We start from the raw sequence: 26,783 nt of genomic DNA, 5'->3' as shown, positions 1-26,783 counted from the left end.
ACCTCCTTCTGCCCCAGGTATGATGATAGACGTGTCTGAACTGAACTTTATTCAACAAGCCCTTGACAAGACTACTTCCGATGTCCTCGTTGTGCCCGTGATCACGGGTGATGACGGGGTTCATGTCCTTGCGGACTCCCTCGCGCCGAAGGTCCGCGCGTCACTCGACGGTCTCCTTCCCACCCTTGGATTCACCGGCAAGGCCGGCTCCGTGATCCGCATTCCCGCACCCGCGGGATTCGCGGCGGCGACACTCGCCTTCGCTGGAACCGGCAAGACTGCCACCACTCTGTCCTCCATCGACCTTCGCGAAACATTCGGGGCCGCCGTGCGGGCCCTGTCGGGTGTCACCCACATTGCCCTCGCCTCCCCCTACGGCGATCCCGACTCGGTCTACCAGGCGGGTCTCGGCGGCCTGCTCGGCGCGTACGTCTTCGAGGAGTACAAGGTGCTCCCCGCACCGGCAGAGACCATTACAGTGGTCTCCCCCGGCAAGCTGAAGAAGGCCGAGCTCGAGGCTCTCTCAACCGAGGCATCCGTTGTTGCCGACGCTGTCTGCCAGGTTCGCGACCTGGTGAACATGCCTGCGGCAGACATGACGCCCGTCGATGTCGCAGAGCGCGCAACTGCTTACGCGAAGACGGACCGTGCGCTCTCTGTCACGGTCTGGGACGAGGCAGCTTTGGAGAAGGAAGGCTTCGGCGGCATCCTCAGCGTCGGCCGCGGCTCCGTCAACCCGCCCCGGCTCGTCCGCATCGAATACAAGCCGCGCGGCGCGGAGAAGACTCTCGCCCTGGTCGGCAAGGGGATCACCTTCGATTCTGGCGGCCTGTCCCTCAAACCGGCGAAGTCGATGGAGACGATGAAGACCGACATGACGGGAGCGGCAACTGTGCTCGAGATCGTCGTCGCCGCATCGCGTCTCTCCCTCAAGGTTCACCTGGTCGGCTGGCTCTGCCTCGCGGAGAACATGCCCTCCGGCAGCGCGACGCGCCCTGGCGATGTCGTGACCATGTACACGGGTCGAACCATCGAGGTCAACAATACTGACGCGGAGGGCCGTCTCGTCCTCGGTGATGGTCTGGCCCGCGCCATCGAAGAGAACCCCGACGCCGTTGTTGACATCGCCACCCTCACGGGCGCACAGATTGTCGCGCTGGGCGGACGGATCTCGGGCGTCATGGGAACCGACGAGACCCGCAACGAGATCATCGAGGCGGCTGACGAAGCCGGCGAGGACATGTGGCCCATGCCGCTTCCGGATCATCTCAAGCAGTCCCTCAACTCGGACATCGCCGACTCGAAGAACTCGGGCGGGCGTGGGGGCGGCATGCTGACCGCGGGCCTCTTCCTGTCCGAATACGTGGGGTCTACGCCATGGGCACACATCGATATCGCAGGGCCCTCCTTCAACGAGGACGGTGCCTTCGGGTCCACGCCGAAGGGCGGCACCGGTCACGCGGTGCAGACGCTGCTGACATGGGCGAGCATGCACACGGCTGACGCGCGATAGCAGCAAGGTGACCGATGTTCTTTCGGTCACGTTGGGGGTGGGTTTCGAGTAAAGATGATGCTCGGAACCCGCCCCCTTCTCGTATCAGGCGGACCAGCACTCAGCCATGATCGCTGGGGAGGACCGGAGACGTCACGGCTGTCGCCCCGACTCGAGGCCCGACGGAGCCCGCTGTCCCGCCGTGGCGATCAGTGCCGGTTCTTGGCCGACCATTCCCTCATGCGCTGCGGATAGCCTGTCCGGATAATCTCGTAAAACGGCAATCCCAGGCGCGTCGCAAGATCGGCGGCTTCTTTGGGATTCGGGACCTGACGGCGAGTCCACTCACCATCGCGGGCCACGAGAATCATCGACATGGGTTCGCGTGCTCCCGCAGGCTCCAGATATGCTTCGACGCCTTTGCGTGTGGCAACGAAGTCCGTGAAGTGCTGGACGGTGGCCTGTTGGCGCTGGCTGGACGAGCCGCTGCTGAACCGCGAGAAGATTCCCATGGGCAAATTGTACTTTCTTCTTCCGCAGTGAGGCGAACATCTATCAAGTGCCATGACGTTCGGCCTAGAAAGTGGAACAATGACAGGTGAGTAGCGCGGCCGTGCGGCCGCTTGGCTTAACCAAGATTGAGGGAGATCTACGTGGCTGACACGCAGGAATATGACATCGTCATCCTCGGAGCGGGCTCGGGCGGCTATGCGGCCGCCCTCCGTGCCGGACAGCTGGGAATGACAGTAGCGCTCGTCGAAGGCGACAAGGTGGGCGGCACGTGCCTCCACCGCGGCTGCATCCCGACGAAGGCGCTTTTGCACGCCGCTGACGTGGCCGACGAGGTCCGCGAGGGCGCGAGCATCGGCGTGAAGTCGAGCTTCGAGGGCATCGACATGACGGCGCTCAACGCCTACAAGGACGGCGTCGTCTCCCGCATGTACAAGGGCCTCACGGGTCTCGTATCTTCGCGCAACATCGACACGATCGAGGGTTGGGGCCGCCTGACCGGCAAAGACACCGTCCAGGTCGGCGACCGCGTCCTCAAGGGCAAGAACATCGTCCTCGCGACCGGCTCCTATTCGAAGTCCCTCCCCGGCCTCGCGATCGAGGGCAGGGTCATCACGTCCGATCAGGCGCTCCTGCTCGATGAGGTCCCCGAATCCGTCATCGTCCTCGGCGGCGGCGTCATCGGCTCAGAGCTGGCATCCGCATGGCGGTCGCTCGGTTCCGAGGTGACGATCATCGAAGGTCTGCCGAACCTGGTCCCCAACGAGGATCCCGCGATCTCCAAGGCGCTCGAGCGCGCCTTCCGCAAGCGCAAGATCGCGTTCAAGACGAAGACGATGTTCGACCGTGTCGAGCAGAACGAGAACGGCGTCACCGTCTACACCCAGGACGGCAAGTCATACGATGCCTCCTACCTTCTCGTGGCCGTCGGACGCGGCCCCTCCACCGCCAACCTCGGCTACGAAGAGCAGGGCATTCCGATGGAGCGCGGCTTCGTGACCGCGAATGATCGCCTCCACACGGGAGTCGGCAACATCTACGCCGTCGGCGACATCGTCCCCGGCCTCCAGCTCGCACACCGCGGCTTCCTCCATGGCATCTTCGTGGCCGAAGAGATCGCTGGCCTCAACCCGAAGACCATCGAAGAGCACCTGATTCCCCGCGTCACCTACACGAACCCCGAGATCTCCTCGGTCGGCCTCAACCAGGACGCTGCTGAAGAGAAGTACGGCAAGGAGACCGTCGAAGCCGTCGAGTTCAACCTGGCGGGCAACGGTAAGTCCCAAATGTTGGGGACCGCTGGCTTCGTCAAGGTCGTCCGCGAAAAGGACGGTCCCATCGTGGGCTTCCACGCGATCGGCGCCCGCATGGGCGAGCAGGTCGGCGAAGGCCAGCTCATGGTGGCCTGGGAAGCCTTCCCAGAGGACTTCGAGGGCCTCATCCATGCCCACCCGACACAGAACGAAGCGGTCGGAGAGGCTATCCTCGCCCTCGCCGGCAAGCCGTTGCACACCCACAACTAAGAGCTCAAGGAGACTACATCATGTCTGAACCAGTAAAGATGCCCGCTCTGGGCGAGTCCGTCACAGACGGCACAGTCACGCAGTGGCTCAAGGAAGTGGGCGACACGGTCGAGCTCGACGAGCCCTTACTCGAGGTCTCCACCGACAAGGTCGACACCGAGGTCCCCTCCCCCGTGGCGGGCGTCCTCGAGAAGATTGTCGTCGAGGAAGATGAGACGGTCGAGGTCGGCACGGTTCTCGCCTACATCGGCGACGGCTCCGGCGCTTCCTCCGCCCAAGAGCCCGCAGAAGAGGCCGCGGAGGAGGCCGTCGAGGAGCCCGCGGAAGAAGCATCCGACGAGCCCGTCGAGGAACCCGCGCAGGAGTCCGCAGAGGCCCCGGCGGGAGGCTCCGGCGACGAGGTCCCGATGCCCGCGCTGGGCGAGTCCGTCACCGAGGGCACAGTCACGCAGTGGCTCAAGGAAGTGGGCGACACTGTCGAGCTCGACGAGCCGCTTCTGGAAGTCTCGACCGACAAGGTCGACACCGAGGTTCCCTCCCCGTTCGCCGGCACGCTCCTCGAGATCCTCGTTGGGGAAGATGAGACCGTCAACGTCGGCACGGCTCTCGCCATCATCGGTACCCCCGGCGCCAAGAGCGAGACCCCCAAGGAGGAAGCCAAGGCTGACGACAAGGCAGAGGAAGCTGCACCCTCGGGTGAGCAGACAGCGGTGAAGGAAGAGCCTGCTGAAGAAGCTGAGCTCGGCGAGCCCAAGGCCACGGCCTCGACGAAGGTCGAACCTTCCGTCTCGGCCGCGGAATCCGCGTCCGGCTCGTACGTGACCCCGATCGTCCGCAAGCTCGCACGCGAACTCGACGTCGATCTCGACTCCGTCAAGGGCACCGGCGTCGGCGGTCGAATTCGCCGCCAGGACGTCGAAGAGGCCGCTGAGGCCGCGAAGAAGGCTGCTGAGGACGCGGCGAAGGCAGCCGAGAAGCCGGCTGCTCCCGCCGCCCCCGCATCCAAGCCCGCTGCCGCATCCCCGCTCCGCGGCACGACCGAGAAGATGACGCGCCTGCGCCAGGTGATCTCCCAGCGCATGATGGAGTCGCTCCACGGTTCCGCACAGCTGACCACGGTCGTCGAGGTCGACGTGACCAAGGTTGTCGCCATCCGCACGGCAGCGAAGGACAGGTTCCAGGCGGCCGAGGGCGTCAAGCTCACGTTCCTGCCGTTCTTCGTCAAGGCCGCGACCGAGGCTCTCAAGGCACACCCGAAGATCAATGCTCGCATCGTCGATGAGAAGTCCGTCCAGTACTTCGATCACGAGAACGTCGGCATCGCTGTCGACACCGAGCGCGGCCTCATGGTCCCGGTCATCAAGAACGCGGGCGATCTCAACATCGCCGGCATTTCCAAGGCCATCGGAGATCTCGCGTCCCGTACGCGCTCCGGCCAGGTCTCACCGGACGAACTGTCGGGTGGCACGTTCACGATCACGAACACGGGCTCCTCGGGTGCACTGTTCGACACTCCGATCGTCAACGCGCCCGAGTCTGCCATTCTCGGTGTGGGCACGATCGTCAAGCGTCCCGCCATCGTCAAGGATGAGTTCGGCAACGAGTCCATCGGTATCCGCAGCTTCATCTACCTGGCGCTGTCCTACGATCACCGTCTCATCGACGGTGCTGACGCGGGCCGGTACCTGTCTGCCGTGAAGGCACGCCTCGAAGAGGGCGACTTCGCTGCAGAGGTCGGCCTCTAGGCCAGAGGGAGATTCGGTGAGGGGCTTGCTCGTGCGAGCCCCTCACTAATTGCTATGAACGTTCTGGCTTCCTTCTCGAACTATAAGGACCTCCCCCGCCTGTGGGGAGGTGCTTTCATGCCGCTTGCCTTTGTCGGCAGGCTCCCCACATCGATGATCATCATCGGCGTCCTCACGCTCGTGACGAACTACCACGGCATCGCCGCCGCGTCGATCAGCTCCGCCACGCTTGCCATCGCCACCGGTATCGGCCAGCCTTTGATCGGACAGTGGACCGACCGTGTGGGCCAACGGCTGCCGTTCCTTGTCCTCGGCCCTGTCAATGCGGCGATGACGGCGGGACTCGTGCTCGTCACGATGGCAGACTTGTCGTTCGCGATCGTCCTCGTCCTCTGCGCCCTGGTCGGACTGACGACAGTGCCCGTCGGTGCTCTCATGAGGATCCGCTGGTATCCGGTCGCGCGCACTCCCAAGGCTCTGACGACGGCGATGTCCTACGAGACGGTTGCCGATGAACTGAACTTTGTTCTCGGCCCCGCCGTGGTCGGCGTTCTTGCTTCAACGATCTCGCCCGAGACTCCCCTGATCGTATCCGCCGTCATCGCCGGCACCTGTATCACGGCGCTCGGCCTCCATCGTTCCACGCCGGCCTCGACGCGGCACGAAGGCGGCCACAAGGCACCGGCGCTGAGCACGACCATCGTGCTTGTGTGGGCTGCACTGTTCTCCATGCTCTGCCTCGGGTCGTACTTCGGGTCCATGCAGACGTCGACGACTGCGGCGGCTGAGGGCTTCGGTTCGGCCAGCTATGCCGGACTGATCTACTCCGCGATGGGAGCGGGCGCCGCCATCACCGCTCTCGGCGCTGTGGCTATTCCCGAGCGGATCTCGCAGGGAACCCGAATCTTCGTATCCGGTGCGGCCCTTGCCATCCTCATTCCTTTCGCCCCGCTCGCACACACTCCCTGGCAGCTCGCTGGCATGCTGTTCGTCTTCGGTCTGGCGATCGGGCCCGCCTCTGTGGCGATGTTCACGCTCGCGTCGAAGCTCGCACCCAAGGGCGGGGATGGTGTCGCAATGACTCTTCTGGGTGCCGCCAACGTGGGCGGTGTCGCCATCGGTGCCGCCTCTGCAGGGCAGCTTCTCAAGTTCGAACTGGCCTACGGTTTCTGGGTGGCCGCGGCCTCGGGCGCAGTCATGGGTCTCATAGGACTCCTGGCGGCCCTCCGGCATCAGGGACGGTAGACTGGTATCCATGGCTAAGGACAAAAAGGACTCTCAGGGTAAGGACAAGAACCCTCAGGGCAAGCGCAGGTGGTATCAGCTCCTAGGCGACGGCTTTAAGATCGCGCGGAAGAGCTACCCTGCTCTGCCGTGGATCCTCATCGGCGTCTTCCTTGTCACCCTCGTCGTCTTCGTCGGCGCCGGCATTCTTCTCGACAACTGGATCCTTTGGACGATCTCGGGCGTCGTTCTCGCCCCGATGTTCACGATGGTGACACTGACTCGCTTCATCGAGAGCGCGTCCTATAAGCAGATGGAAGGGATCCCCGGGGCGGCGTCAGCTGTGATCGGCCGTATCCGCCGAGGCTGGTCCTTCCAGGAGGAACCGGTCAGGTTCAATGCCCGCCACCAGGACATGGTGTTCCGTCTCATCGGCAAGCCCGGCATCGTCCTCGTCACCGAAGGCCCCGTCAGCCGCGTGGCGAAGCTTGTCGAAGAGGAGAAGCGGCAGGCCCGCCGCATTGCCCCCAACGTTCCCGTTCACACGATCAACGTCGGCACGGGTGAAGATCAGGTTCGCCTGAGCAAGCTCATGAAGTCGTTGAAGAAGCTCCCGAAGAAGCTCAACACGAATGAGGTGGGGGCCGTGACGAAGCGCTACGACTCCATCAAGACGAACCAGCTCCCCATCCCCAAGGGCATCGACCCCTACAAGATGAGGCCAGACCGCAAGGCCACACGAGGCCGCTGAAGTCTGTCATCCCGCCAGCCGGCGGGATGACGCATATCTACCGCAGAATCGCTGGCCGTGGCCGGGATCATCGCGGACGTTGTCTTAGCGAACCTTGCCTTAGCGAACCTTGGTGATCGTCGTCCGCATAATGGCATCGTGGTAGCTCCGACCATCTGGCACGGTGAAGATCCCCGGCAGGACGAGGCAGAGCAGAACTGTCCTTCCCAGAGCCTTGGTGGGACCCGGCGCGGACCCATCGAGGCAGCGCACTCCCAGCCCCATGATGGCGTGCCCGATGGTGCCACCGATCGTGCCGATGAGGACGACTGACATGAGCGCGAAGGCGCCGAGAGTGGCAAACTCGTTGTAGGAGAAGAAGCCTGCCGAGATCGCCACTGCCATGAGCCAGTCGATGACAAGGGCAACAATTCTGCGGCTTAACGGCGCCAATGCGAGAGTTTGGGTCATGGCCACTATCCTAGTAGGTGCATATGTGTATCCAGCGTTTTACAGACGTGCTAGACAAAATATGAACAGATTGTGCACAAATCTATATTTGCGCTATACCATTGCGGGTGAATCCACTACATGAGGAGAGAACATGTTCGCAAATGCTGACGAGGCTATTGCCTATACAAAGGAACACGACGTTCAATTCATCGATGTCAGGTTCTGTGACCTGCCCGGGATCATGCAGCATTTCAACATCCCCATAGAGACGTTCTCGGAGGACGTCTTCACCGAGGGTCTCATGTTCGATGGTTCATCTATCCGCGGCTTCCAGGCTATCCACGAGTCTGACATGAAGCTGATCCCCGATGTCACGACCGCCTACATCGATCCGTTCCGGAAGGCGAAGACTCTTATCGTCAACTTCTCGATCGTCGACCCGTTCACGGGTGAGTCCTACTCTCGCGACCCGCGCAACATCGCCGCCAAGGCCGAGAACTACCTGCGTTCCACCGGAATCGCCGACACCGTCTACTTCGGCGCGGAAGCCGAGTTCTACATCTTCGATGACGTCCGCTTCAACACGAACGAGCACGAGTCGTACTACCACATCAACTCCAACGAGGCGTGGTGGAACACCGGGCGCGAGGAAGAGGGCGGCAACAGGGGCTACAAGACCCGCATGAAGGGCGGATACTTCCCCGTCTCCCCCAACGACCAGTTCGTTGATCTCCGCGACGAGATGTGCCGTGTCATGTCCGAGACGGGCCTTCGCGTCGAGCGAGCCCACCACGAGGTCGGCACTGCCGGCCAGCAGGAGATCAACTACACGTTCGACACCCTGCTCGCCGCCGCCGACGACCTCATGAAGTTCAAGTACGTCATCAAGAACGTGGCGTGGGAAGCTGGCAAGACCGCCACGTTCATGCCCAAGCCCATCTTCGGCGACAACGGATCGGGTATGCACTGCCACCAGTCCCTGTGGAAGAACGGCGAACCCCTGTTCGCCGATGAGAGGGGTTACGGCGGCCTGTCGGACATGGCACGCTGGTACATTGGCGGCCTGCTCAAGCACGCCCCTGCCCTTCTCGCTTTCACGAACCCGTCGGTGAACTCGTTCCACCGCCTCGTTCCGGGCTTCGAGGCCCCGGTGAACCTCGTCTACTCGGCACGCAACCGTTCCGCCTGCATCCGCATTCCCGTCACGGGAACGTCTCCGAAGTCGAAGCGTCTCGAGTTCCGTGTCCCCGACCCGTCGTCGAACCCATACCTGGCGTTCTCGGCGATGCTCATGGCCGGCATCGACGGCATCAAGAACCGTATCGAGCCCGCTGACCCGATCGACAAGGATCTCTACGAGCTGCCGCCGGAGGAGCACGCACAGATCGAGCAGGTCCCGGCGTCCCTCGAGGGAGCACTCGAAGCGCTGCGTCACGATAGCGACTTCCTCCTCGAAGGCGACGTCTTCACCCAGGATCTCATCGATACCTGGATCGACTACAAGTACACCAACGAGATCGCTCCGCTGCGCCAGCGCCCGCACCCGCACGAGTTCGAGCTGTACTTCGACATCTAGGATCATCTGATCCTCTGTGGGGCGGTGAGCATTCACCGCCCCACACGTCTCGAGCCTTCTGCCGAGAGCGCGAGATCCGGGTTGGGCCATGCCCTCGGCGCTTGACTCGCTTAGCATGGGCACATGAAGAAGCACCCCGAGGATTCCCAGGACTGGTCCGAGTTCGTCAACAAGCGCGACGACTGGGCCATTCCCGACGCTGGTGACGGTCGGCCGGAGCCGATTACCCGGCATGAACCCGATCAGCCGCCTGTCGATCAGCCTTCTGCCGATGCTGTTGGCCCCTACGGCGCGACGGAGAGCCCGTGGAAGGATTTCGACGACAGGGATGCGAATCCTCCGCGCGAGTCGACGCCCTACGACGAGACGAATCCTTTCACCAACCATGCGGCCTGGCGTTATCAGCAGAACCCGTACCGGGGTGACCCGCAGGAGCATTCGACAAACTTCCGCAGTGCACTTCTCACTGGTCTCGGGCTCGGTGTCGCTCTCATCGTCATCGCCCTGCTCCTGCTGTAGAAGGCCCAGAGACAGGGCATGACTTCAGGCCGTGGGGCGGTGGTTCCATTCCACGAGCCGCCACGTGCCGCCCGTGCGCTCGAAGATCCCGGTGCCGCAATTGTCCAAATGGGGCAGCGACCCTGCTGACGAGCCGCCGATGACGGAATTGGCCCACAGTTGGGAGACGGTTCCGTGAGACACCACCATGAGGGATTCCTCGTCGGCGTCCTCGATCGCGGCAGTGAAGCGGTCGAGGACTTCCTGGCCCGTCTCTCCGCCCGGGATGCGCTGGGAGTAGTCGCCGGCCATCCATCCCATGACGACACGGACGTAGCTCATGATGGTCTCCATGTCCGTCCTCATCTCCCACTCCCCCGCGGGCACTTCAGCCACGCGGGGGTCGATGCGCGGGATGAGGCCGCGCTCGGATGCGGTCGGCTCAGCTGTCTGCTGGGTTCTCACGAGGTGGGAGACGACAATCCCATCCAGGTGAAACCCGCTCAACCGACGTGCAAGATCCTGTGCTTGAGCGCGGCCGTTGTCTGTCAGGTCGGCGCCTGGCGCGGCAGTATCCAGCGCTCTCATGACGTTCGACGTCGTCTCGCCATGCCGTGCCACATACAGTCTCATCGTTTCTCCTAGCCGGCGTGACCGCCACTATCGATCATTCTCAAAAAAGATGCGTTCGACGACAGCGCGTGCTCGACGCGCGAGACGCAGATAGATCTCCTCCACCTCGTGGCGAGCGGTCAGGTCGTGGGATAGGAGGGCCGCGATGTTTGCCAGCTCCGTCGAATCCGTGGGGACCACATCGAGCCGCGGCCCTGATGTGCGGCCAGTTCCGAGAGCGATCGCGAAACGCAGCTGTTGGGCATAGAGCCACGCTTCCGCAAGCCTCACGCCATCATCCTCCGAGAGAAGGCCTGCGCTCATGGCCGCGTCGAGCCCCGTCATCGTCGACGTCGTCTGCAGGGTCGACTGCTGCCCCGCATAGCGCAGCTGCAGGTATTGGACTGTCCACTCGACGTCCGAAATGCCACCGGGGCCCAATTTGAGATGTCGGGCCTTGGACGCACCACGCGGGGCACGTTCCGTCTCGACCCGCGCTTTCATCCGCCGCACGTCACGGTCTTCGGCATCAGTCAGGCCCTGGCCATACCGCACGGGGTCGATGAGTGCGATGAATTGTCGTCCGAGTTCTGCATCGCCGGCGATCGGACGCGCCTTGAGGAGCGATTGACGCTCCCACGTCTCGGCCCAGCGCCGATAGTACTCACCGTAGGCATCGAGGGTACGAGCGAGGGGGCCGTTCCGGCCTTCCGGGCGCAGGTCCGCATCGGATCGAAGAGCCGGCTCCTCTGTTCCCTCCGACAGCATGGCCATCACGGCGGAGGCGATGCTGACGGCAACACGCTGCGCCAGCTCTTCATCGCCGTGCGGCTGGTGGACGAACAGGAGATCGCAGTCGGAACCATAGCTCATCTCTCGCGCACCGAAAGACCCCATGCCGACAATGAGATAGGACGACGGCGCCTCGTCGAGGTTGAACTCTGCGAGTATCTTCTTCGTCGCAGCCTGAAGCGCCGCCTGGACTGCGATCTCCGCGCCGTTGGTGATCGAGTCCTGCGCGCGTTCGGTATCGATCAAGCCGAGGACGAGGCCGAGACCGGTTCGCAGGAGGCTTCGTCTGCGCAGGTATCTCCCCGCCATCGCAATGCCCTCCGGGGTGGTGCGGCGGGAGATGAGTGCATCGAGTTCGCTGCGCAGCGCTCCGATGCTGCGCGGTTCGAGCTCGCTGTCACCTTCGAGCCAGCGGACCGACTCGGGCAGCTTCGGGATCTCTTCGGCAAGATAGCGGGACGTGGAGAGTATGTGGGCAAGGCGGTGCCCCGCCATGCTCGAGTCCCGCAGCAGCTTCATGTACCAGTGGGTTCGGCCCATCGTCTCCGACAGGATACGGAAGTGAAGGAGACCGGAATCGGGTTCGGGGCCTTCCGCGAACCAGCCCAGCAGGACTGGCAGGAGCTGGCGCTGGATCATCGCCGTACGCGACACGCCTTCGGTCAGTGCCGCAATGTGTCCAACGGCGCGCGTCGGATCCCGGTAGCCGATTCCTGCCAAACGATCCGCGGCCGCATCCCGATCGAGGCTGATATCGTCATCGCTCAGCCGTGCGGCTTCCGGGAGCAGGGGACGGTAGTAGATCGCCTGGTGCAGGCTCCTGACTTCGGCTCGAACGTCTCGCCAGGCACTCTCCAGCTCCTCCCCTGTCGTGATCCCCGGCATTTTCATGGCGCGTGCGATACGGCGCAGCTGCCCATCGTCCTCCGGCAGGACTTGGCTTCTCCTCATCTTCTGGAGCTGGATCCGGTGCTCGAGCGTACGCAGGAAGCGATAGTGCTGCTCGAGCCTGTCGGCATCCACTCGCGCCACATAACCGTTGTCGCGCAGTGCCGCGAGCGCGTCGAGCGTTGACCGGACGCGCAGACTGGGGTCGACTCGTCCGTGCACGAGCTGGAGCAGCTGGACTGTGAACTCGACGTCTCTCAATCCCCCGGCGCCCAGTTTGATCTGTCGGGCGGCGTCTCTGCTGGCGATGGTCGATTCGACGCGCCCCCTCATGTGGCGTGTCGTCTCCACGAACTGGTCTCGTCCCGAGGCGGACCAGATGAAAGGCTGGATGGCGTCGACGTAGGCTGCGCCGAGGTCGGGGTCTCCTGCGACGGCGCGTGCTTTGAGGAGTGCCTGGAATTCCCAGTCTTTCGCCCAGCGTTCGTAGTAGGCGACGTGGGATGCGAGTGTTCGAACGAGGGGTCCGTCCTGTCCTTCGGGGCGGAGGTTCGCATCGAGCGGCCACAGTGCGGGTGCAGATCCGGGCGCGGATACTGCTTTTGTCAGTGCGGTGACGATCTTCGTGGCGGTGTCGAGGGCCGCCGCCTCATTGTCTCCCGCGGGTTCCGCCACGTAGATGACATCGACGTCGGAGATGTAGTTGAGTTCTCGTGCGCCCGTCTTCCCCATGGCGATGATCGCGAGGCGGACCGTGTCCGATCCGGGGATGGTTGCCCTTGCGAGGGCATGGGCCCCGGAGAGGGCTGCGGACACCAGGTCGGAGAGGAGTGCCGCCACCGTGTCGAAGCGTTCGAGAGGGTGATCGGCCATGAGGTCCCAGGCGGCGATGCTGAGGAGCTGCCGATAGTATTCCTCGCGAAGCCGGGTGACGCCGGTGTCCCACGGGGTGTCGGCATGCTGTCCGATGGTGAGGAAGGCGTCCGGGTTGATGGTGGGCTCTGCGCCGAGTCCGTCGATCCAGTCGGGGTGGGTGATGAGGATGTCGCCAAGCGCTGTCGACATGCCGCAGAGCTGCGAGACGGCGGAGAGAAGCCGGGGTGTTGCCGTGATCCGCTGGAATGCTTCCGGCGCCCCATCGGCCATGCGCAGCATCGCCAGGAGGCCCTGGTCGGGATCGGGACTCTCTCCCAGTGCTTCGAGCACGGCCGCGAAATCTCGTCCCTCGGTGAGCCGCTGGGCGCGTGCCGGGTCGGTGAATCCGAGCCTTCGGAGGGCTGCTGTCGGGCTCTCTCTGCGCATGTCAGACCACCGGCAGGAACCGGTCCCTTTCGAACGGGGTCACCTGGTGACGGTAGCCTTCCCATTCGTTTTCCTTGTTGCGGATGAAATAGGAGAAGGCTTCTTCGCCCAGAGTGTGGGCAACAAGCTCAGATTCTTGCATGACGGCGAGCGCTTCGTCGAGGTTGCCCGGGAGGGAAAGGATGCCCAGGGCTCGGCGTTCGTTGCGTGTCATGGCGGCCACGTCCTCGATTGCTTCGTCGGGGAGTTCGAGATTTCGTTCGATGCCGTCGAGTCCTGCATTGAGGAGCACGGCGAAGGCGAGATAGGGATTGGCTGCGGAATCGATGGCACGATATTCGATGCGAGCGGATTGCGGCTTCCCTACGCGCAGGGCTGGCACCCGGACGAGCGCTGAGCGGTTGTTGTGGCCCCAGCACACGTAGGAGGGCGCCTCGTCCCCTGCCCAGAGCCGCTTGTACGAGTTGACATGCTGGTTGGTGATCGCGGTGATCGCGCTCGCGTGCTCGAGCAGGCCGGCCATGAACTTTCGTGCAGTTGCCGACAGGAGGTAGGTGCCGGAGGGATCGTAGAAGACGTTCCTATCTCCTTCGAAGAGGGACATGTGGGTGTGCATGCCGCTTCCCGGATGGTTGATCAAGGGTTTGGGCATGAAGGAGGCGAAGACGCCTTGGGAGATCGCCACCTCTTGGATCGTGGTGCGGAAGGCCATGATGTTGTCCGCCATCGACAGAGCATCCGTGTAGCGCAGGTCGATTTCGTTCTGGCCGGGGCCCGATTCGTGGTGCGAGAACTCGACGGGAATGTTCATCGACTCGAGGGTCGCAACAGCCACGCGGCGGAAGTCCTGGGCCGCTGACCGAGCTGAGTGATCGAAGTAGCCCGCCCGATCGATGGGACGGAACTCGGCATGTGGGTCGGACGATGGATGGAAGAGATAGAACTCGATCTCAGGGTGGGTATAGAAACCGAATCCCATGTTGCTGGCGCGCTCCAGTGCGCGCCGTAGCACGGCCCTGGGATCGGATCGCGCCGGCTCACCGTCTCGCGTCGAGATGTCGCAGAAGAGACGTGCCACAAGACCGCCTTCAGACTTGCCCGGCAGGATCTGGAACGTGGAGGCGTCCGGGTGGGCAAGCATATCGGCTTCGACGACGCGGGCCAGGCCCTCGATCGAGGAACCGTCGAAACCGATCCCCTCAGCGAATGCTTCCTCGAGCTCGGCGGGCGCTATCGCCACAGACTTGAGCGTTCCGATGACATCCGTGAACCATAGGCGTATGTATCGAACATCCCTGTCGTGGATGGTCTGTAGAACGTGCTCCTGTTGACGATTCATACCGCTCCCTTCCTCTGAACCTATCTTGCCAGGCCTATCGCCGAGGACACGCCAAAGCCGCCACGCGGCTTCGCGGGAGGCGGACTACTGTCCCGAGATGTTGCGCCATGCCGACGTCGCGTGCCGCGATCTGCATCCCATCGGATGCGCCGGGAGTCTCGAACGGCAAGAGCTTGGTTCGGTTAACCTCAACACCGTCCCGCCATCGCGGTAGGATGTTCCCCATGACTGACAGCGCCAAGAAGACAGATCGTCCCCGACGTGTCCGCATAGCCCACCTTCTCGAAGCGAAAACCCATGGTGAGCCGTTGACGATGCTTACCGCCTACGACGCGATGATCGCCAGCATCTTCGATCGTGCGGGTGTCGACATGCTTCTCGTCGGCGATTCGATCGGCACGACCGTCTTCGGCGAATCCAACACACTGGGTGTCGAGCTCGCCGATCTCGTGAGGGCCACAGCCTCAGTCGCGAAGGGCACCCAGCGTGCTCTCGTCGTCGCAGATCTTCCGTTCGGCACGTACGAGACGAGCCCAGAGCAGGCGTTCATGTCCGCCGCGCAGCTCATCAGGGCTGGCGCCCATGCCGTCAAGCTCGAGGGCGGGGTCCGCATCGCCGAACAGATCACACAGCTTGTCCTTCACGGTATTCCCGTGGTCGGCCATGTCGGTTTCACCCCTCAGTCGGAGAACGCCCTGTCGGGGCCCCGCGTCCAGGGCCGGGGCGATGAGGCGGCAGATAAGGTCATCGAGGATGCTGTGGCAGTCCAGGAAGCGGGTGCGTCTGCCGTCGTCCTCGAAATGGTGCCCGCAGAGTTGGCCAGTAAGATCACGTCGATTCTCGAGATCCCGACGATCGGTATCGGAGCGGGCCCGGGGACTGACGGACAGGTTCTCGTCTGGTCGGACATGGCGGCGCTGACCGACTGGCAGCCCTCCTTCGTCCGCGTCTTCGGGCAGATCGGTGCAGCACTCCATGATGCTGCAACGGACTACGTCGACGCGGTCAAGTCAGGAGCGTTCCCAACCCGGGAGCATTCGTTCTAGGCGCGAGCTCCCGCCCTCCGCGGCTGATTGCTCAGTCCTCCCAGTCCTCTTCCCAGGCCTCTTCCTCGGATTCGAAGGCTTCGTTCCTCTTCGCTGCCGTCGTGAGTGCGTTGCGGGCTTCCTCTTCCGTGGGGTAGGGCCCCATGAGGTCCGTCCAGCCGGACTGTCGGCCCTTCTCCACTTCGCCCGTTTTCGTGTTGTACCAATACTCAGGATTGGCCATGACCTACCTCCTCGACGCTAAGCTAGATTCCATGCTTGCACAGCGCGCCCCCCTTGGCACCCTCGTTCCTGGAAAGCTCTCCCCGAAGAGGCATGTCCCTGCGTCGATCGAACGACCCGAGTATCTGTTCCATGACGGACCGGAGGTGGTCACTGCATCAGATGTGAAGGATGATGAGACCCTCGAGCGGATCCGCAGCACCTCGAAACTCGCGGCTCAGGCTCTCGAGGAGGTGGGGAGGGCCGTCCGGCCCGGGATCACGACCGACGAGCTCGATCGCATCGGGCACGATTTCCTCATCGATCACGGCGCATATCCATCGAGCCTCGACTACATGGGTTTCCCGAAGTCGCTGTGCACGTCTATCAACGAAGTCATCTGCCACGGCATCCCCGACTCGACCGTCCTTCACGAGGGCGATATCGTCAATATCGATATCACCGCATATCGCGACGGAGTGCACGGGGACACGAATGCAACATTCCCGGTGGGCGACATCGATGAGGAGTCAGCCCTCCTGATCGAACGCACCCGTATTGCGACCGAGCGCGGCATCAAAGCCGTCAAGCCCGGCCGCGCCATCAACGTCATCGGCCGTGTCATCGAGGCCTACGCGAAGCGATTCAACTATGGTGTCGTCGAGGATTTCACTGGGCATGGTGTGGGTGAAGCCTTCCATTCCGGCCTGATCGTCCCCCACTACGACACGGCTCCCCGCTACGACACGATCATGGTGCCCGGCATGGTCTTCACCATCGAACCCATGCTGACGCTGGGGACGATCGCCTGGGATCAGTGGGATGATGGGTGGACGGTCCTCACGAAGGATCGCGGGCGCACCGCACAGTTCGAGCACACCATCGTCGTCACCGAAGACGGCGCCGAGATCCTCACAGTCTCATGATCGCCTTCGGTATCGACATCGGCGGGTCCGGCATCAAAGGCGCCCCGGTGGACCTCGACAAGGGAGCCCTAGCCCAGCCCCGCCATCGCATCCCCACCCCTGCGAAGTCCACTCCGGGCAATGTCGCTGACATCGTCAAACAGCTTGTCGACCATTTCGGCATCCCCGACAGCATGCCTGTCGGTGTGGCACTTCCCGCGCCGATCGTGCACGGAACGGTCGCCCTCATGGCGAACCTGCACAAGTCGTGGCTCGGAATCGACGCAGCCTCGCTCTTGGGCGAGGCCTTGGGCCGACACGTGACGGTTGTCAATGATGCTGACGCCGCCGGGTATGGTGAGGCGGAGTACGGGGCCGCTCACGGCGTACCGGGTTCCATCCTCGTCACAACCCTGGGCACGGGTATCGGATCAGCGCTCGTCGTCAACCATGAGCTCGTCCCCAACACCGAGTTCGGTCATCTCACCCTCCCGAACGGCAAAGAAGCTGAAGCGTGGGCTTCGTCTGCAGTCAAGGATCGGGAGAAGCTCTCGTGGAAGGCCTGGGCCAAGCGACTCCAGGACGTCTACTCCCAGTACGAGCTCCTGCTGAACCCCGATCTCATCATTGTCGGGGGCGGGATCTCCAAGAACGCAGACAAATACTTGCCGCTCTTGGATACTCGCGCCACCATCGTGCCTGCGACAATGCGGAATTCCGCAGGGATCATCGGTGCCGCGGCACTGGGCGCGCGCGAGTCTCACGCCTAGTCAGTCTGCTATCGTCTGCTTCCCCACGCGTCGGTCACGATCGTCGACACATCGACTTGCAGGCCCGGCATCAGCGATGTGAGAGCATCGGCCAGCTTCGGGAGAAGCGGCCACTCGGAGGCGAAGTGCGTGGGGCTGATGAGTGCGGCGCCCCCGGACCATAGGTGGTCAGTCGCGGGGTGGTGGCGCAGGTCTGCCGTGATGTAGGCATCTGCTCCTGCCTCGTTGACGAGGCAGAGGAACGAGTCGCCTGATCCCGGGCTCACAGCCACTGTCTCGATGATCCGATTCTCGTCGCCGCCGACGAGGATACCCGCGGGCGTGCGCGGGAGCGCCTCTGCCACTCTGTCGGCGAGTTCACCCAGCGTGGTCGGTTCGATGGTGCCGATCCGGCCGAGACCCAGCGTCGGATCATCAGCGTTCGGAACGAGCGGACGGGCCGCCTGCAGGCCGACAAGATCCGCCATGGCCTGGGCTGTGCCCCACGAGTCGGCGTTGGTGTGCGCGGCGTAGAGGGACACTCCCCCGCGGACGAGGTCCGTCACCCATGCGCCCTTCGTCGTGTGGGCGCCAACCGTCGACGTGCCGCGCAGGTAGAGCGGATGGTGGGTGACGAGCATGTCGTATCCGCCCGAGAGGGCTTCCGTCACGGTCGCCTCGCAGGGATCGACGGCGAGAAGAATCCGCTTCACTTCCCAGGAGGGGCTCCCGGGCGACGAGGCCGACGGCATCCCAATCCTCGGCGAGTCGGGGCGGGCAGAGGGATTCGATGGCGGAGATGACGTCGCGTGTGAGCATGAATCCAGTCTAGGGCGTCGAGGGGACAAGCTGGCCGATACGCCGGGTTCTGTCTAGGGCGACCATCCATCTCGAGTACGCGTTGCCGCGCACTTCTAGCGACCCACCCGTCGGCCCGGGACTAGCCCGTCACGAGCAGCGTTTGGCCGACTGTCTGGTCTTGCTCCCGGTGGGGTTTACCATGCCGTCCCGGTCACCCGGTCCGCGGTGAGCTCTTACCTCACCCTTTCACCCTTACCTTTCGGCGGTTTACTTTCTGTGGCACTGTCCCGCGAGTCGCCTCGGGTGGGCGTTACCCACCACCGTGCTCTATGGAGCCCGGACGTTCCTCGACACCGAAGTGCCGCGGCCGCCTGGCCAGCTTGTCCAATCTCAGTCTACTCACTGCTTGCCCCAACCACTAGCAGAGCGCCCGGTAGAAGCGCCCGAGGTTTCGATCCGCGTTGAAAGGTAGCGGGAACCTTCGTCGTAGAGTAGGGTACGTTGCTTCGATTTCTGCGAACGTGCTGTATCCGACTAAAGTTCCACCGGGTGACCCAGTCAGAGCGTTTTGTCGTATATGTCACCGCCGGATTGCACCGAAACTTGGGCGTCTGCAGTGATCGATTCATCAGAATAGGTCAACGAGACGTAGCTGTTCGTGCGGATTCGACGGACCCCTGCGACGAGCATCTCGTCGCAGGTCACACCGGCCGATGGCCTCGATTCCGAGATGAGCGTCATGACTCTCAACAACAGCGATCATTAGTCGTGGGGCGGTCGAGTTCCATGGCGAAAAAACTGATGCATCCTTGACGTTCTCGCTGGCACGGCGAGATCCTGCGGGACACAACAAGAGGTTCTTCTTGTCAAGCGTTGTCGTAGTGCCAACCGCGGACTCGCATGACCAACGACGATTGCACCCCGACTTACCATCTCCGCACCAACGGCGAGTTGGGGTGCCACCACATGGATCGACTCTGTTCTTGAGCAACCTTCGACTGCCTGCCGATCGTAGACCATACGCATGGCACGCTCACACGGCTCGCGACTGAACTTTTTGGACAGTTTGCTCGGCGTTTGCCCTTCGGAAAGCTCTTCCCAGCTACATGAGCTTTGTCGACTCCAAAGCCTCGGTCAGACCGCGATTAAACTGGATGAGCGGTCGTCGTAGCACAAGCCCGACAAGGAGAGCCGGGATAGCGAACAGGCTAAGCAGTCCAAGGGAGGTCCACATGTCACCGCCATAGACCCCTGCGATCGCTGAGCGTACAGCATCGATCGCGTGCGTTGCAGGAAGGAAAGGACTGATCTGCCGGAACCACTCTGGGAGCACCGCGAGTGGGTAGGCCCCGCCTGAGCCAGAGATCTGGATGACGAGCAGGAGAACAGCTAGGGCCTTACCGGCATTGCCGAATGCGGCGACTGCCGTATAGATCAGTAGCGTGAAAACAAGGGAAATGACCCATCCTGTCAGTATCAACAAAAGAGGATGACTCGCCTCGATCTGGACAAACAGAATCAAGCCAACAGTAACGAGGCTACTCTGTGCAAGGCCCGCCAGGGCAAATATGCCATATCTGCCCAGATACTGCTGTGCTGGCGTGAGGTTGGGCCTGCCAGGTAGCACGTCCGCTTTGACATCGACTCTGATAGCAACAGTCATGAGCAGCGCTCCCACCCAGAGCGCGAGGACCATGTACAGAGGAGCCATTCCAGCACCGAAGCTAGCAACTGGGAATACCGCTATCCTCTCTATGCCAACAGGCTGCGCTAGGGATCTTGCGAGAACGCTCGGATCCGCTCCGATGATCGCACTGATCTCGTCGAGCTCCCCGGTGTCGGCTGCGCGCGCGAGCGCTGCCGCAAGCTCGTCGAACTGGTCTGCCGTTTCCTCGAGGGAGTCGGAGATCTCTGCGGTGGCCGCATAAGCGCTTGACAGCGATGCCAGCACTGACCCGGATTGGGCCGACAGCTTCGACGATGCTGAGGCCAGGTCAGCGCCAATGGCTTCGATATCTACCTTGATTATGTCAAGCGTCGTCGACAGCTCATCGAGCTGTGGTTTGAGATTGGAAATGTAGGCGTTCTCGGCACTATCGATCGCCTGCTTCGCCTGCGCAACAGTCTCCTGGACTTCCTGACGAGAGGCTTGAGCTTCGCTGTTGTTGTCTCTGACAGCCTGTGCCGCGGAGGCGAGCCTGTCATAGACATCCTGCTGACGGGATATTGCTGTATCGAGCTTGCCAATGACGGCATTAAGTCCGTCGAGCGCGGGGTCTGGCAACATCGGGGCGATTTCATCCCGGAGCGTGTCGCGCGCGCGAATATAACTGTCGATCTGAAGCTGGACCTGCTGGGCAAGCGTGTCGATGACGTCGGCCTGTGCGACGCTACCAGAATCGAGCTCGGCAAATAGGCTATCAACGCTCACGCTCACATCGTCATAGGCATCCGATGTGGACGCGAGTGCATTCGCGAGCCCCTGGGTCGCTGTCTGCACGCTCGAGCGGAGCCCTTCGATCGCCGCGGATCCATCCGAAACAGCGGTAGACACGCCCTCCAACGCAATGCCGGATCCACTGACAAGGTCACTGGCACCGCGGACTACCGCGATACAGCTTTCAATGACGGAACCGAAGATCTCTGCGGTTTGCGCGGCGCCGCGAAGGTCGCTTCCAACATTGCCAACCCTAAGCTCAAGCTTTGCGAGAGTTACCCGCGTCTCGTCGTCAGTAAGAAAATCTGACAGCGATGAGATCAATCCAAGAGCGAGGTCGCTGAGCGTCTCGGTGAAAACCTCCGTTATGCGAGCTGACACGCCTTCGGCGCCTTGCTGGGTGAGAGTCGGCGCAAGGGCGTTTTTCTTCTCGTTTGTGTAGTAGGCAATCGGCTCGCTGTCGTGGCCGTCCGCGAAGAAGGTCACCATATCGGCGCTGAAGGACTCGGGAAGGACGATAGCGGCATAATATGCGCCTGATTCAGTCCCGTCGATCGCTTCCTCTTCTGATGTTACGACCCAGTCAAAATCATCATTGGCGCGAAGAGCGGACAGTGCCTGTTCGCCAACATTAATGCGAATGGGCATGAGATCGCTCTCGTATCCAGCATCAGAGCTCGCGACGGCAACTTTTAGGTTCTTGGTGTTCGAGAACGGATCCCAGCTCGCAATCACATTGAACCAGGTAAATAAAGCAGGGATGATGATGAGCCCGAAAATGACTATCGACGCCAGAACACTGCTTGTAGCACGATGAAGGTCGCGCTGTATGAGCCGAAGTATGTCTCTCATTCGCTCTCCTCCTGCTGGCCGACAGTGTCGGCGCCTGCTCGATGTCGTCCAGATCCACGTTGACCAGCCACCTCGGTGCCCTCATGCAGTTGGTCCTCATTCTCAAACAAGAGAGGGAGATGAGGATCGGTCACACGATCGGTCTCCGACCCGATGCCTCGCCCTCCAGCGTCGTCCCCGTCGTCTTTGTCCGAGCTCTCTTCAATGTGTGTGCTCTCAACGTCACCAATGCCCGCTATCTCGTCATTTGAGACTGCTTCGTCATCGGGCTCTTCAAAAGTGCTTGTGACTGCCTCGTCCTCTTTTCCGGCCTCCGGAAGGACATCCTCTACCCCCTCGCGCTCTGCAACAAGTACCTGCAACATCGGCGAAGCCGCAACGACCGCCCCAATCGCATCAGCAGAGCCGTCACCACTGGTACTCCATACCCTCCCGGTATCAGCCCGCGCGGCACTGCTAAGTATAGAGTCGTCGAGACTCGCAATCTCCTGCGCGCGGTCCAACGACTCCTTAACATATTCGAGGGCGACGATGACTCCAATTAAGATGAGGCTGACCACAAGCCATGTGGCGAGAAGAGTGGCATTGGCGGATGGATACAGCCGACCGGCACCGGCCAGGATGATAGTGAAGATGAGCCCGGTAAGCAGTGTGGCACGAAGGAGTATCGGATAGCGTTGCGCGAACTGCTCGGATCTCCGAGCGACATCCTCGTGGTATTTCTGTCGGTTCTGGAGAGCATAGATGATATCCGAGAGTCTGTAACCGGACCCCGTCACGTGTACGGTCTCACTGATGAGGAGGTCGGTCGCACCGATTTGACGGTTAAACATCAAGATGATATTCGCAAATCTACGGCGTAGAACGAGGCCAAGGAGGAAGGCGGCCGCAACAAAAGCTGCCAGCGCCGCCATGTAGAACCAATAATGTCCTTGGTAGAAGCCGCCGATGGTCTCCCTCATCGCGTCAATGCCATAAGTGAATGGCAAGAATGGATAGAGGTCTCGGAAGAATCCGGGCATCATTTCGATCGGGTAGAGTCCGGAGGCGCCGGGAATCTGCATGATAACGAGGAGGATACATAGTCCTCGTCCGACATGGCCGAAGGCAACGCACAGAGCGTAGATAATGCTCAGATATGTCAAAGCTGTGAAAACACCTGTCGCAATGAAGGCCGCACTGTTGACCGTCTGAACCCCGATCATAAGGTCTCCAATGCAGACAACAAGGGCCTGTACCACGGCGATCATTCCGACGAGTAGAAACCGCCCGAAGTACGCCTGACGTACAGTCAGCCCGTCAACACCTTCCGTGTCGACCTCGAGCTTAAAAATGACCATGAGAACAAAAGCACCGATCCATAGCGACAGATTGGTGAAAAGGGCTGCCATCGCCGAGCCGTAGGAGTTCACATGGAAGACCACGTGCTCATCTATGGAAACGGGTGAGGCGACAAACTGAGCTATCTGTTCCGTGTCCAGCCCCGTCAACGAACTGACGTCGCTCCAAATGGATGCCTGGCTGAGCGCGACAAGATCGCTATGGGCTGTCTGTATGCCATCGTCGATCTGATCTAGGTTCTCGTCAAGTCTGTCGAGAAGGTCTGAAGTCGCGACCAGCTGTTCATCGATACCGGTCAAGAGCTGTTGGGCCTGGAAGAGCTGATCCTTCTGGACATCGAGTGCGGCTGAGAACGCACCGGCGCTCGTCGTCAACGCGCTCATCGACTCGTTGAGGCCTGGAAGTGTGTCTGCCAGGACGGTGCGCATCTGGACTGCCGTATTCTGTGAATCCTGAGCGAGACCGTCCAGCTGGCCCGTCGTGACCTGGATCGCGCTCGCAACAGTATCGGCACTGGATTTGAGCGTCTGAAGGTCTGAAAGCAGTTGCTGATCTGTCGCGTTACGCTCCTCAAGAGCACCCAACAACCCGACCATCCGCTGAGCTACTGCGGAATCGGTATCGGCGCTCTCCAGAAGGGTCCGGAGCCGTTCTATTGCCACGCCGTTGGCCTCAGCGGCTTCCGACACGTCGGTGATTGCGCTGTCGACCTTCGAGCTAAGCTGCTCGAGAGCCTGGACGACTCCCGTGACTGCGACGTTCGCGTCCGACGTTCCTTCTGCGAGGAGTATCGTGCCGTTCAGATAGGCGCCCGTGGCCGCATCGCCGAACGCAATAACCTCGTACTGAACCCCGGCGACAATTGATTGAGCTTGGACGACCGCTGTCTGCACATCAGTCAGGACTGTATCGACGTTGGCCAACGTGCTGCCCGCCAGAGCCAGCGCTTCACGGGAAGACCCCACATCAGATCGCAGAATGCCGAGGCGCTCGCGTGTAGATGTTATCTTTGACTCCGCCTCGCCTACTGCGCTCAACGTGCTGTCCTGAGTTTCGAGTAGCTGTGCTTCCGCCGAATATCCAACATCTCTCAGGGCATCGGCGGCGGCGGTCGCAACCTGCTCTGAGAAGGCGCTTGCGATCTGGCTGTCGAGCTTCGAGGCCCCCACGTCCGTGATCTTGGGTGAGATCGCACTTACTTTCTCATTAACGTGGTATTCCAGGCGCGGCTGAACGAAGTCACCAGTCGTGATGCTGAGGAGATTTCTACTGAAATCTGTCGGAATGACGATCGCGGCGTAAACCTCACCACGCTTCACAGCTTCAAGAGCGACGTCCTCCGCCATGAATTGCCAGCCTAGCTGGTCGTTGGCGTCGAGCTCGTCAACTACGAGCGCGCCCACATCGAGGGGCCCAGTGAGGTCCGATGACGCACCTTCGTCCAGGTTGACGACAGCAACCTCAATATTTCCCGTATTCGAGTACGGATCCCAAAATGCATTGATGTTCAGCCAGGCGTACAGTGCCGGCGTGACGATAACGCCGATAATAACGATCCAAGCCTTCCGCACCCGGAACAAACGTGCAGCGTCTCGTGAAAAAACTTTCCATATATTGGACACGCGCTGATTGTATGGAGTATCGACCTCCGATCGCCAGTCCTATCGCAACCAAGCATTCACCGTGGACAGACGACGAGCTCCACGAACGTACTCACTGGCCGCCATATAGGTAACGTACTCACTGGCCGCCATATAGGTTAGGACGAGCCCCTCCTCGAGTTGCCTGGCCGACGCTACAGTAGTGCCCCTTAGAGTGGTGTAGCCCCCGGGGTGGTCGTGAGCGTCGTTGCTGACGTGGACACGGTCACCGTGGGATCCTTCGAGAAAGCTCTCTACTTCCCACTCGAAAGGACATCGCCACGATGACCGCTCCTCATATTATCGACCCTGCAGGCCTGCTCCGTGAAGCCCTGGCCGAAGCATCCCCGGACTTGATGCGCGATCTGCTGCAGGCCATGATCAACGCCCTGCTTTCAGCAGACGCCGATGCCGTGGTCGGGGCGGAATGGGGCAAGCCCAGCCCCGACCGCCGCACCCAGCGCAACGGCTACCGCCACCGGCCCCTGGACACCCGGGTCGGCACAGTGGATGTTGCTGTCCCAAAACTCAGATCGGGCACATATTTTCCCGACTGGCTGCTCGAGCGCAGAAAACGAGCCGAAACAGCACTGATCACGGTCGTGGCTGACTGCTACCTCGCCGGCGTCAGCACTCGGCGGATGGATAAGCTCGTGAAAACCCTGGGTATTCATTCCCTGTCGAAGTCGCAGGTCTCGCGCATGGCTACTGACCTGGACGAGCACGTGGACCAGTTCCGTCACCGCCCGCTCGATGAGGCCGGCCCGTTCACGTTCGTCGCTGCTGACGCGCTGACCATGAAGGTCCGCGAGGGCGGGCGTGTGATTAACGCGGTCGTCCTCATCGCTACCGGCGTCAATGCCGATGGTAGGCGTGAAGTCCTCGGCCTGCGGGTTGCGACCAGTGAGACCGGGGCGGCATGGAACTCCTTCTTCGCCGACCTCGTCGCACGCGGCCTGACCGGCGTGCGTTTAGTGACTTCTGATGCTCATGCGGGCCTGATCGAGGCGGTCGCAGCGAACCTGCCGGGTGCGTCCTGGCAGCGATGCCGCACGCACTACGCCGCGAACCTGATGAGCGTGTGCCCCAAGAGCTACTGGCCGGCAGTCAAAGCGATGCTGCACTCGGTCTACGACCAGCCCGACGCAGCCAGTGTCCACGCCCAATTCGACCGGCTCTTGGACTACGTCGGCGATAAGCTCCCTGAAGCTCACGATCATCTGGACGGCGCACGTGCCGATATCCTTGCCTTCACCGGTTTCCCGACCGGGGTGTGGGCCCAGATCTGGTCCAACAACCCCAATGAGCGCCTCAACCGCGAGATCCGTCGCCGCACCGATTCGGTGGGGATCTTCCCCAACCGAGAGGCGATCATCCGCCTGGTCGGTGCGGTCCTGGCCGAGCAGACCGATGAATGGGCCGAAGGGCGCCGCTACCTCAGCCTCGACGTTCTCGCCAGAAGCCGCCTCCACATGCTTCCCGAGACCACAGACGAGGTGAGCGACGATCCTCTCGAACTGACCGCCTAACCACTAATTGAAGAACCGAAGGAACACCGGCTACACCACTCAAAGGGACTTGACCGACGCTACTCTTTGTTTCTTTCATTGAGCACGGTTAAGCGCTTTCTCTCTCCCTCGATGCTGAATGCCTGTCCCGCCATCGAGAGTCGGACTAGCTGAGAAATGCTGAAACTGCCCTCACACAGTGGCAAGAAGAATCAACCGGCAGATCTATCCATATGCTCAAGAGGTTGGAAGAATGGGAGAAAAGTGGTGACAGGTCTCGTCTCAGCCCTGCGGGGAAAGGCATCGTAGTGTTCGTTGAATCAGGCGGCATCCTCCCGTTCCTTTCTGACGACTCACGTCTGATGACGGCCGTGATTCTTCGTGATAAGCCCGCAATGACGGTCCGGCAAATCCCGGCGGTCTCAATCGTTTCAACTATTGCTGGAGACCAGGCAGGTTTCTAACGCAGATATCGCTATTCCTCGGAGCCCTTTCGTGCCACATATGCTGGAACTGTGAACCGTCCGCGTCGAAGAAGCTGCGACTCTCCGCGACGCGCGTCCTGTCGCTTCTCGTTCTCGGCCGGGTGGCCCCCGATCTTGCTAACTTATGCAACGAT

General features: G+C 61.7%; 20 protein-coding genes and 1 other RNA gene. 11 read left to right on the top strand and 10 right to left on the bottom strand.

Annotated elements, in window-relative coordinates; all coding sequences use genetic code 11:
- Positions 1 to 31: 31 nt before the first annotated feature.
- Positions 32 to 1,513, top strand: a complete 1,482-nt coding sequence (locus H2O75_RS04300; protein ID WP_220462785.1) for a leucyl aminopeptidase — start codon at positions 32 to 34, stop codon at positions 1,511 to 1,513.
- Positions 1,514 to 1,701: 188 nt separating this feature from the next.
- On the opposite strand, the gene H2O75_RS04295 is transcribed toward H2O75_RS04300, so the two are convergent.
- Positions 1,702 to 2,004: an oxidoreductase gene (locus H2O75_RS04295; protein ID WP_182174110.1), complete on the bottom strand. Its 303-nt coding sequence runs from the start codon at positions 2,002 to 2,004 to the stop codon at positions 1,702 to 1,704.
- A gap of 141 nt (positions 2,005 to 2,145) precedes the next feature.
- Here H2O75_RS04295 and lpdA point away from each other — a divergent pair, with 141 nt between their 5' ends.
- From lpdA to H2O75_RS04275, 4 genes are read left to right on the top strand one after another with little or no spacing between them, the layout of a single operon-like run.
- A complete protein-coding gene (lpdA, locus tag H2O75_RS04290) occupies positions 2,146 to 3,525 on the top strand; it encodes a dihydrolipoyl dehydrogenase (RefSeq protein ID WP_182174107.1) in 1,380 nt (459 codons plus the stop codon).
- Between the two features lie 20 nt (positions 3,526 to 3,545).
- On the top strand, positions 3,546 to 5,270 hold the full coding sequence (sucB, locus tag H2O75_RS04285) for a 2-oxoglutarate dehydrogenase, E2 component, dihydrolipoamide succinyltransferase (RefSeq protein WP_182174104.1): 1,725 nt from the start codon (positions 3,546 to 3,548) through the stop codon (positions 5,268 to 5,270).
- Positions 5,271 to 5,324: 54 nt separating this feature from the next.
- Positions 5,325 to 6,515 (top strand): MFS transporter, encoded by a 1,191-nt coding sequence (locus H2O75_RS04280; protein WP_182174101.1) that lies wholly within the window; start codon positions 5,325 to 5,327, stop codon positions 6,513 to 6,515.
- A gap of 10 nt (positions 6,516 to 6,525) precedes the next feature.
- Entirely contained in the window at positions 6,526 to 7,245 is a 720-nt protein-coding gene (locus H2O75_RS04275) for a DUF4191 domain-containing protein (RefSeq protein WP_182174098.1), read from the top strand.
- Between the two features lie 99 nt (positions 7,246 to 7,344).
- On the opposite strand, the gene H2O75_RS04270 is transcribed toward H2O75_RS04275, so the two are convergent.
- On the bottom strand, positions 7,345 to 7,695 hold the full coding sequence (locus H2O75_RS04270) for an RDD family protein (protein ID WP_182174095.1): 351 nt from the start codon (positions 7,693 to 7,695) through the stop codon (positions 7,345 to 7,347).
- Between the two features lie 133 nt (positions 7,696 to 7,828).
- Between H2O75_RS04270 and glnA (H2O75_RS04265) the strand changes: the two genes are divergently transcribed.
- Both glnA (H2O75_RS04265) and H2O75_RS04260 read left to right on the top strand, forming a co-directional pair.
- Positions 7,829 to 9,253 (top strand): type I glutamate--ammonia ligase, encoded by a 1,425-nt coding sequence (gene glnA, locus H2O75_RS04265; protein WP_182174092.1) that lies wholly within the window; start codon positions 7,829 to 7,831, stop codon positions 9,251 to 9,253.
- 123 nt (positions 9,254 to 9,376) lie between these two features.
- Positions 9,377 to 9,772 (top strand): hypothetical protein, encoded by a 396-nt coding sequence (locus H2O75_RS04260; protein ID WP_182174089.1) that lies wholly within the window; start codon positions 9,377 to 9,379, stop codon positions 9,770 to 9,772.
- Between the two features lie 24 nt (positions 9,773 to 9,796).
- Here H2O75_RS04260 and H2O75_RS04255 read toward each other — a convergent pair whose 3' ends face one another.
- The 3 genes from H2O75_RS04255 to glnA (H2O75_RS04245) are packed head-to-tail and all read right to left on the bottom strand — an operon-like array spanning position 9,797 to position 14,684.
- Positions 9,797 to 10,384, bottom strand: coding sequence for a histidine phosphatase family protein (locus H2O75_RS04255; RefSeq protein ID WP_182174087.1), 588 nt, complete (start codon positions 10,382 to 10,384; stop codon positions 9,797 to 9,799).
- 27 nt (positions 10,385 to 10,411) lie between these two features.
- Positions 10,412 to 13,345 (bottom strand): bifunctional [glutamine synthetase] adenylyltransferase/[glutamine synthetase]-adenylyl-L-tyrosine phosphorylase, encoded by a 2,934-nt coding sequence (locus H2O75_RS04250; protein WP_182174084.1) that lies wholly within the window; start codon positions 13,343 to 13,345, stop codon positions 10,412 to 10,414.
- A gap of 1 nt (position 13,346) precedes the next feature.
- Positions 13,347 to 14,684, bottom strand: a complete 1,338-nt coding sequence (glnA, locus tag H2O75_RS04245) for a type I glutamate--ammonia ligase (protein ID WP_182174081.1) — start codon at positions 14,682 to 14,684, stop codon at positions 13,347 to 13,349.
- A 224-nt stretch (positions 14,685 to 14,908) separates the two neighbouring features.
- Here glnA (H2O75_RS04245) and panB point away from each other — a divergent pair, with 224 nt between their 5' ends.
- Entirely contained in the window at positions 14,909 to 15,730 is an 822-nt protein-coding gene (panB, locus tag H2O75_RS04240; protein ID WP_182174078.1) for a 3-methyl-2-oxobutanoate hydroxymethyltransferase, read from the top strand.
- A 31-nt stretch (positions 15,731 to 15,761) separates the two neighbouring features.
- Here the strand turns inward: panB and H2O75_RS04235 are convergent, their stop codons facing one another.
- Positions 15,762 to 15,953 carry an SPOR domain-containing protein gene (locus H2O75_RS04235; protein ID WP_182174075.1) on the bottom strand — a complete coding sequence of 64 codons (192 nt, stop codon included), beginning with the start codon at positions 15,951 to 15,953 and terminating at the stop codon, positions 15,762 to 15,764.
- On the opposite strand from H2O75_RS04235, the gene map reads away from it, so the two are divergent.
- On the top strand, positions 15,952 to 16,857 hold the full coding sequence (gene map / locus H2O75_RS04230) for a type I methionyl aminopeptidase (RefSeq protein WP_182174072.1): 906 nt from the start codon (positions 15,952 to 15,954) through the stop codon (positions 16,855 to 16,857). The genes H2O75_RS04235 and map overlap by 2 nt on opposite strands.
- Entirely contained in the window at positions 16,854 to 17,606 is a 753-nt protein-coding gene (gene ppgK, locus H2O75_RS04225; protein WP_182174069.1) for a polyphosphate--glucose phosphotransferase, read from the top strand. Before map ends, ppgK begins: the two co-directional genes overlap by 4 nt.
- Before the next feature lie 8 nt (positions 17,607 to 17,614).
- Here the strand turns inward: ppgK and H2O75_RS04220 are convergent, their stop codons facing one another.
- The 4 genes from H2O75_RS04220 to H2O75_RS04205 form a co-directional block, all read right to left on the bottom strand.
- Complete coding sequence (locus H2O75_RS04220; protein WP_310650323.1) at positions 17,615 to 18,337, bottom strand: Nif3-like dinuclear metal center hexameric protein; 723 nt, start codon at positions 18,335 to 18,337, stop codon at positions 17,615 to 17,617.
- An 89-nt stretch (positions 18,338 to 18,426) separates the two neighbouring features.
- Positions 18,427 to 18,769: RNase P RNA component class A (rnpB, locus tag H2O75_RS04215), an RNA gene on the bottom strand.
- A gap of 719 nt (positions 18,770 to 19,488) precedes the next feature.
- Complete coding sequence (locus H2O75_RS04210; protein ID WP_182174066.1) at positions 19,489 to 21,675, bottom strand: YhgE/Pip domain-containing protein; 2,187 nt, start codon at positions 21,673 to 21,675, stop codon at positions 19,489 to 19,491.
- A complete protein-coding gene (locus H2O75_RS04205; protein ID WP_182174063.1) occupies positions 21,672 to 24,638 on the bottom strand; it encodes a YhgE/Pip domain-containing protein in 2,967 nt (988 codons plus the stop codon). Before H2O75_RS04205 ends, H2O75_RS04210 begins: the two co-directional genes overlap by 4 nt.
- Before the next feature lie 302 nt (positions 24,639 to 24,940).
- Between H2O75_RS04205 and H2O75_RS04200 the strand changes: the two genes are divergently transcribed.
- The gene (locus tag H2O75_RS04200) at positions 24,941 to 26,185 is read left to right on the top strand and encodes an IS256 family transposase (protein ID WP_182169453.1); all 1,245 of its coding nucleotides are present in this window, start codon (positions 24,941 to 24,943) and stop codon (positions 26,183 to 26,185) included.
- Positions 26,186 to 26,783 lie beyond the last annotated feature (598 nt).

The organism is Flaviflexus equikiangi, assembly GCF_014069875.1.
Lineage (GTDB): Bacteria > Actinomycetota > Actinomycetes > Actinomycetales > Actinomycetaceae > Flaviflexus > Flaviflexus equikiangi.
Note: the sequence above shows the minus strand (reverse complement) of the source record. Positions and strands in the feature narration are given on the sequence as shown.

What these genes read in the sequence shown, in the direction of transcription:
- H2O75_RS04220 (WP_310650323.1), bottom strand. Translation starts at nt 18,337, where the DNA reads ATGCCGTCGGCCTCGTCGCCCGGGAGCCCCTCCTGGGAAGTGAAGCGG.
- glnA (WP_182174092.1), top strand. Translation starts at nt 7,829, where the DNA reads ATGTTCGCAAATGCTGACGAGGCTATTGCCTATACAAAGGAACACGAC.
- map (WP_182174072.1), top strand. Translation starts at nt 15,952, where the DNA reads ATGACCTACCTCCTCGACGCTAAGCTAGATTCCATGCTTGCACAGCGC.
- glnA (WP_182174081.1), bottom strand. Translation starts at nt 14,684, where the DNA reads ATGAATCGTCAACAGGAGCACGTTCTACAGACCATCCACGACAGGGAT.
- H2O75_RS04275 (WP_182174098.1), top strand. Translation starts at nt 6,526, where the DNA reads ATGGCTAAGGACAAAAAGGACTCTCAGGGTAAGGACAAGAACCCTCAG.
- H2O75_RS04260 (WP_182174089.1), top strand. Translation starts at nt 9,377, where the DNA reads ATGAAGAAGCACCCCGAGGATTCCCAGGACTGGTCCGAGTTCGTCAAC.
- H2O75_RS04280 (WP_182174101.1), top strand. Translation starts at nt 5,325, where the DNA reads ATGAACGTTCTGGCTTCCTTCTCGAACTATAAGGACCTCCCCCGCCTG.
- H2O75_RS04270 (WP_182174095.1), bottom strand. Translation starts at nt 7,695, where the DNA reads ATGACCCAAACTCTCGCATTGGCGCCGTTAAGCCGCAGAATTGTTGCC.
- H2O75_RS04235 (WP_182174075.1), bottom strand. Translation starts at nt 15,953, where the DNA reads ATGGCCAATCCTGAGTATTGGTACAACACGAAAACGGGCGAAGTGGAG.
- panB (WP_182174078.1), top strand. Translation starts at nt 14,909, where the DNA reads ATGACTGACAGCGCCAAGAAGACAGATCGTCCCCGACGTGTCCGCATA.
- ppgK (WP_182174069.1), top strand. Translation starts at nt 16,854, where the DNA reads ATGATCGCCTTCGGTATCGACATCGGCGGGTCCGGCATCAAAGGCGCC.
- H2O75_RS04255 (WP_182174087.1), bottom strand. Translation starts at nt 10,384, where the DNA reads ATGAGACTGTATGTGGCACGGCATGGCGAGACGACGTCGAACGTCATG.
- H2O75_RS04210 (WP_182174066.1), bottom strand. Translation starts at nt 21,675, where the DNA reads ATGAGAGACATACTTCGGCTCATACAGCGCGACCTTCATCGTGCTACA.
- H2O75_RS04295 (WP_182174110.1), bottom strand. Translation starts at nt 2,004, where the DNA reads ATGGGAATCTTCTCGCGGTTCAGCAGCGGCTCGTCCAGCCAGCGCCAA.
- H2O75_RS04250 (WP_182174084.1), bottom strand. Translation starts at nt 13,345, where the DNA reads ATGCGCAGAGAGAGCCCGACAGCAGCCCTCCGAAGGCTCGGATTCACC.
- sucB (WP_182174104.1), top strand. Translation starts at nt 3,546, where the DNA reads ATGTCTGAACCAGTAAAGATGCCCGCTCTGGGCGAGTCCGTCACAGAC.
- H2O75_RS04200 (WP_182169453.1), top strand. Translation starts at nt 24,941, where the DNA reads ATGACCGCTCCTCATATTATCGACCCTGCAGGCCTGCTCCGTGAAGCC.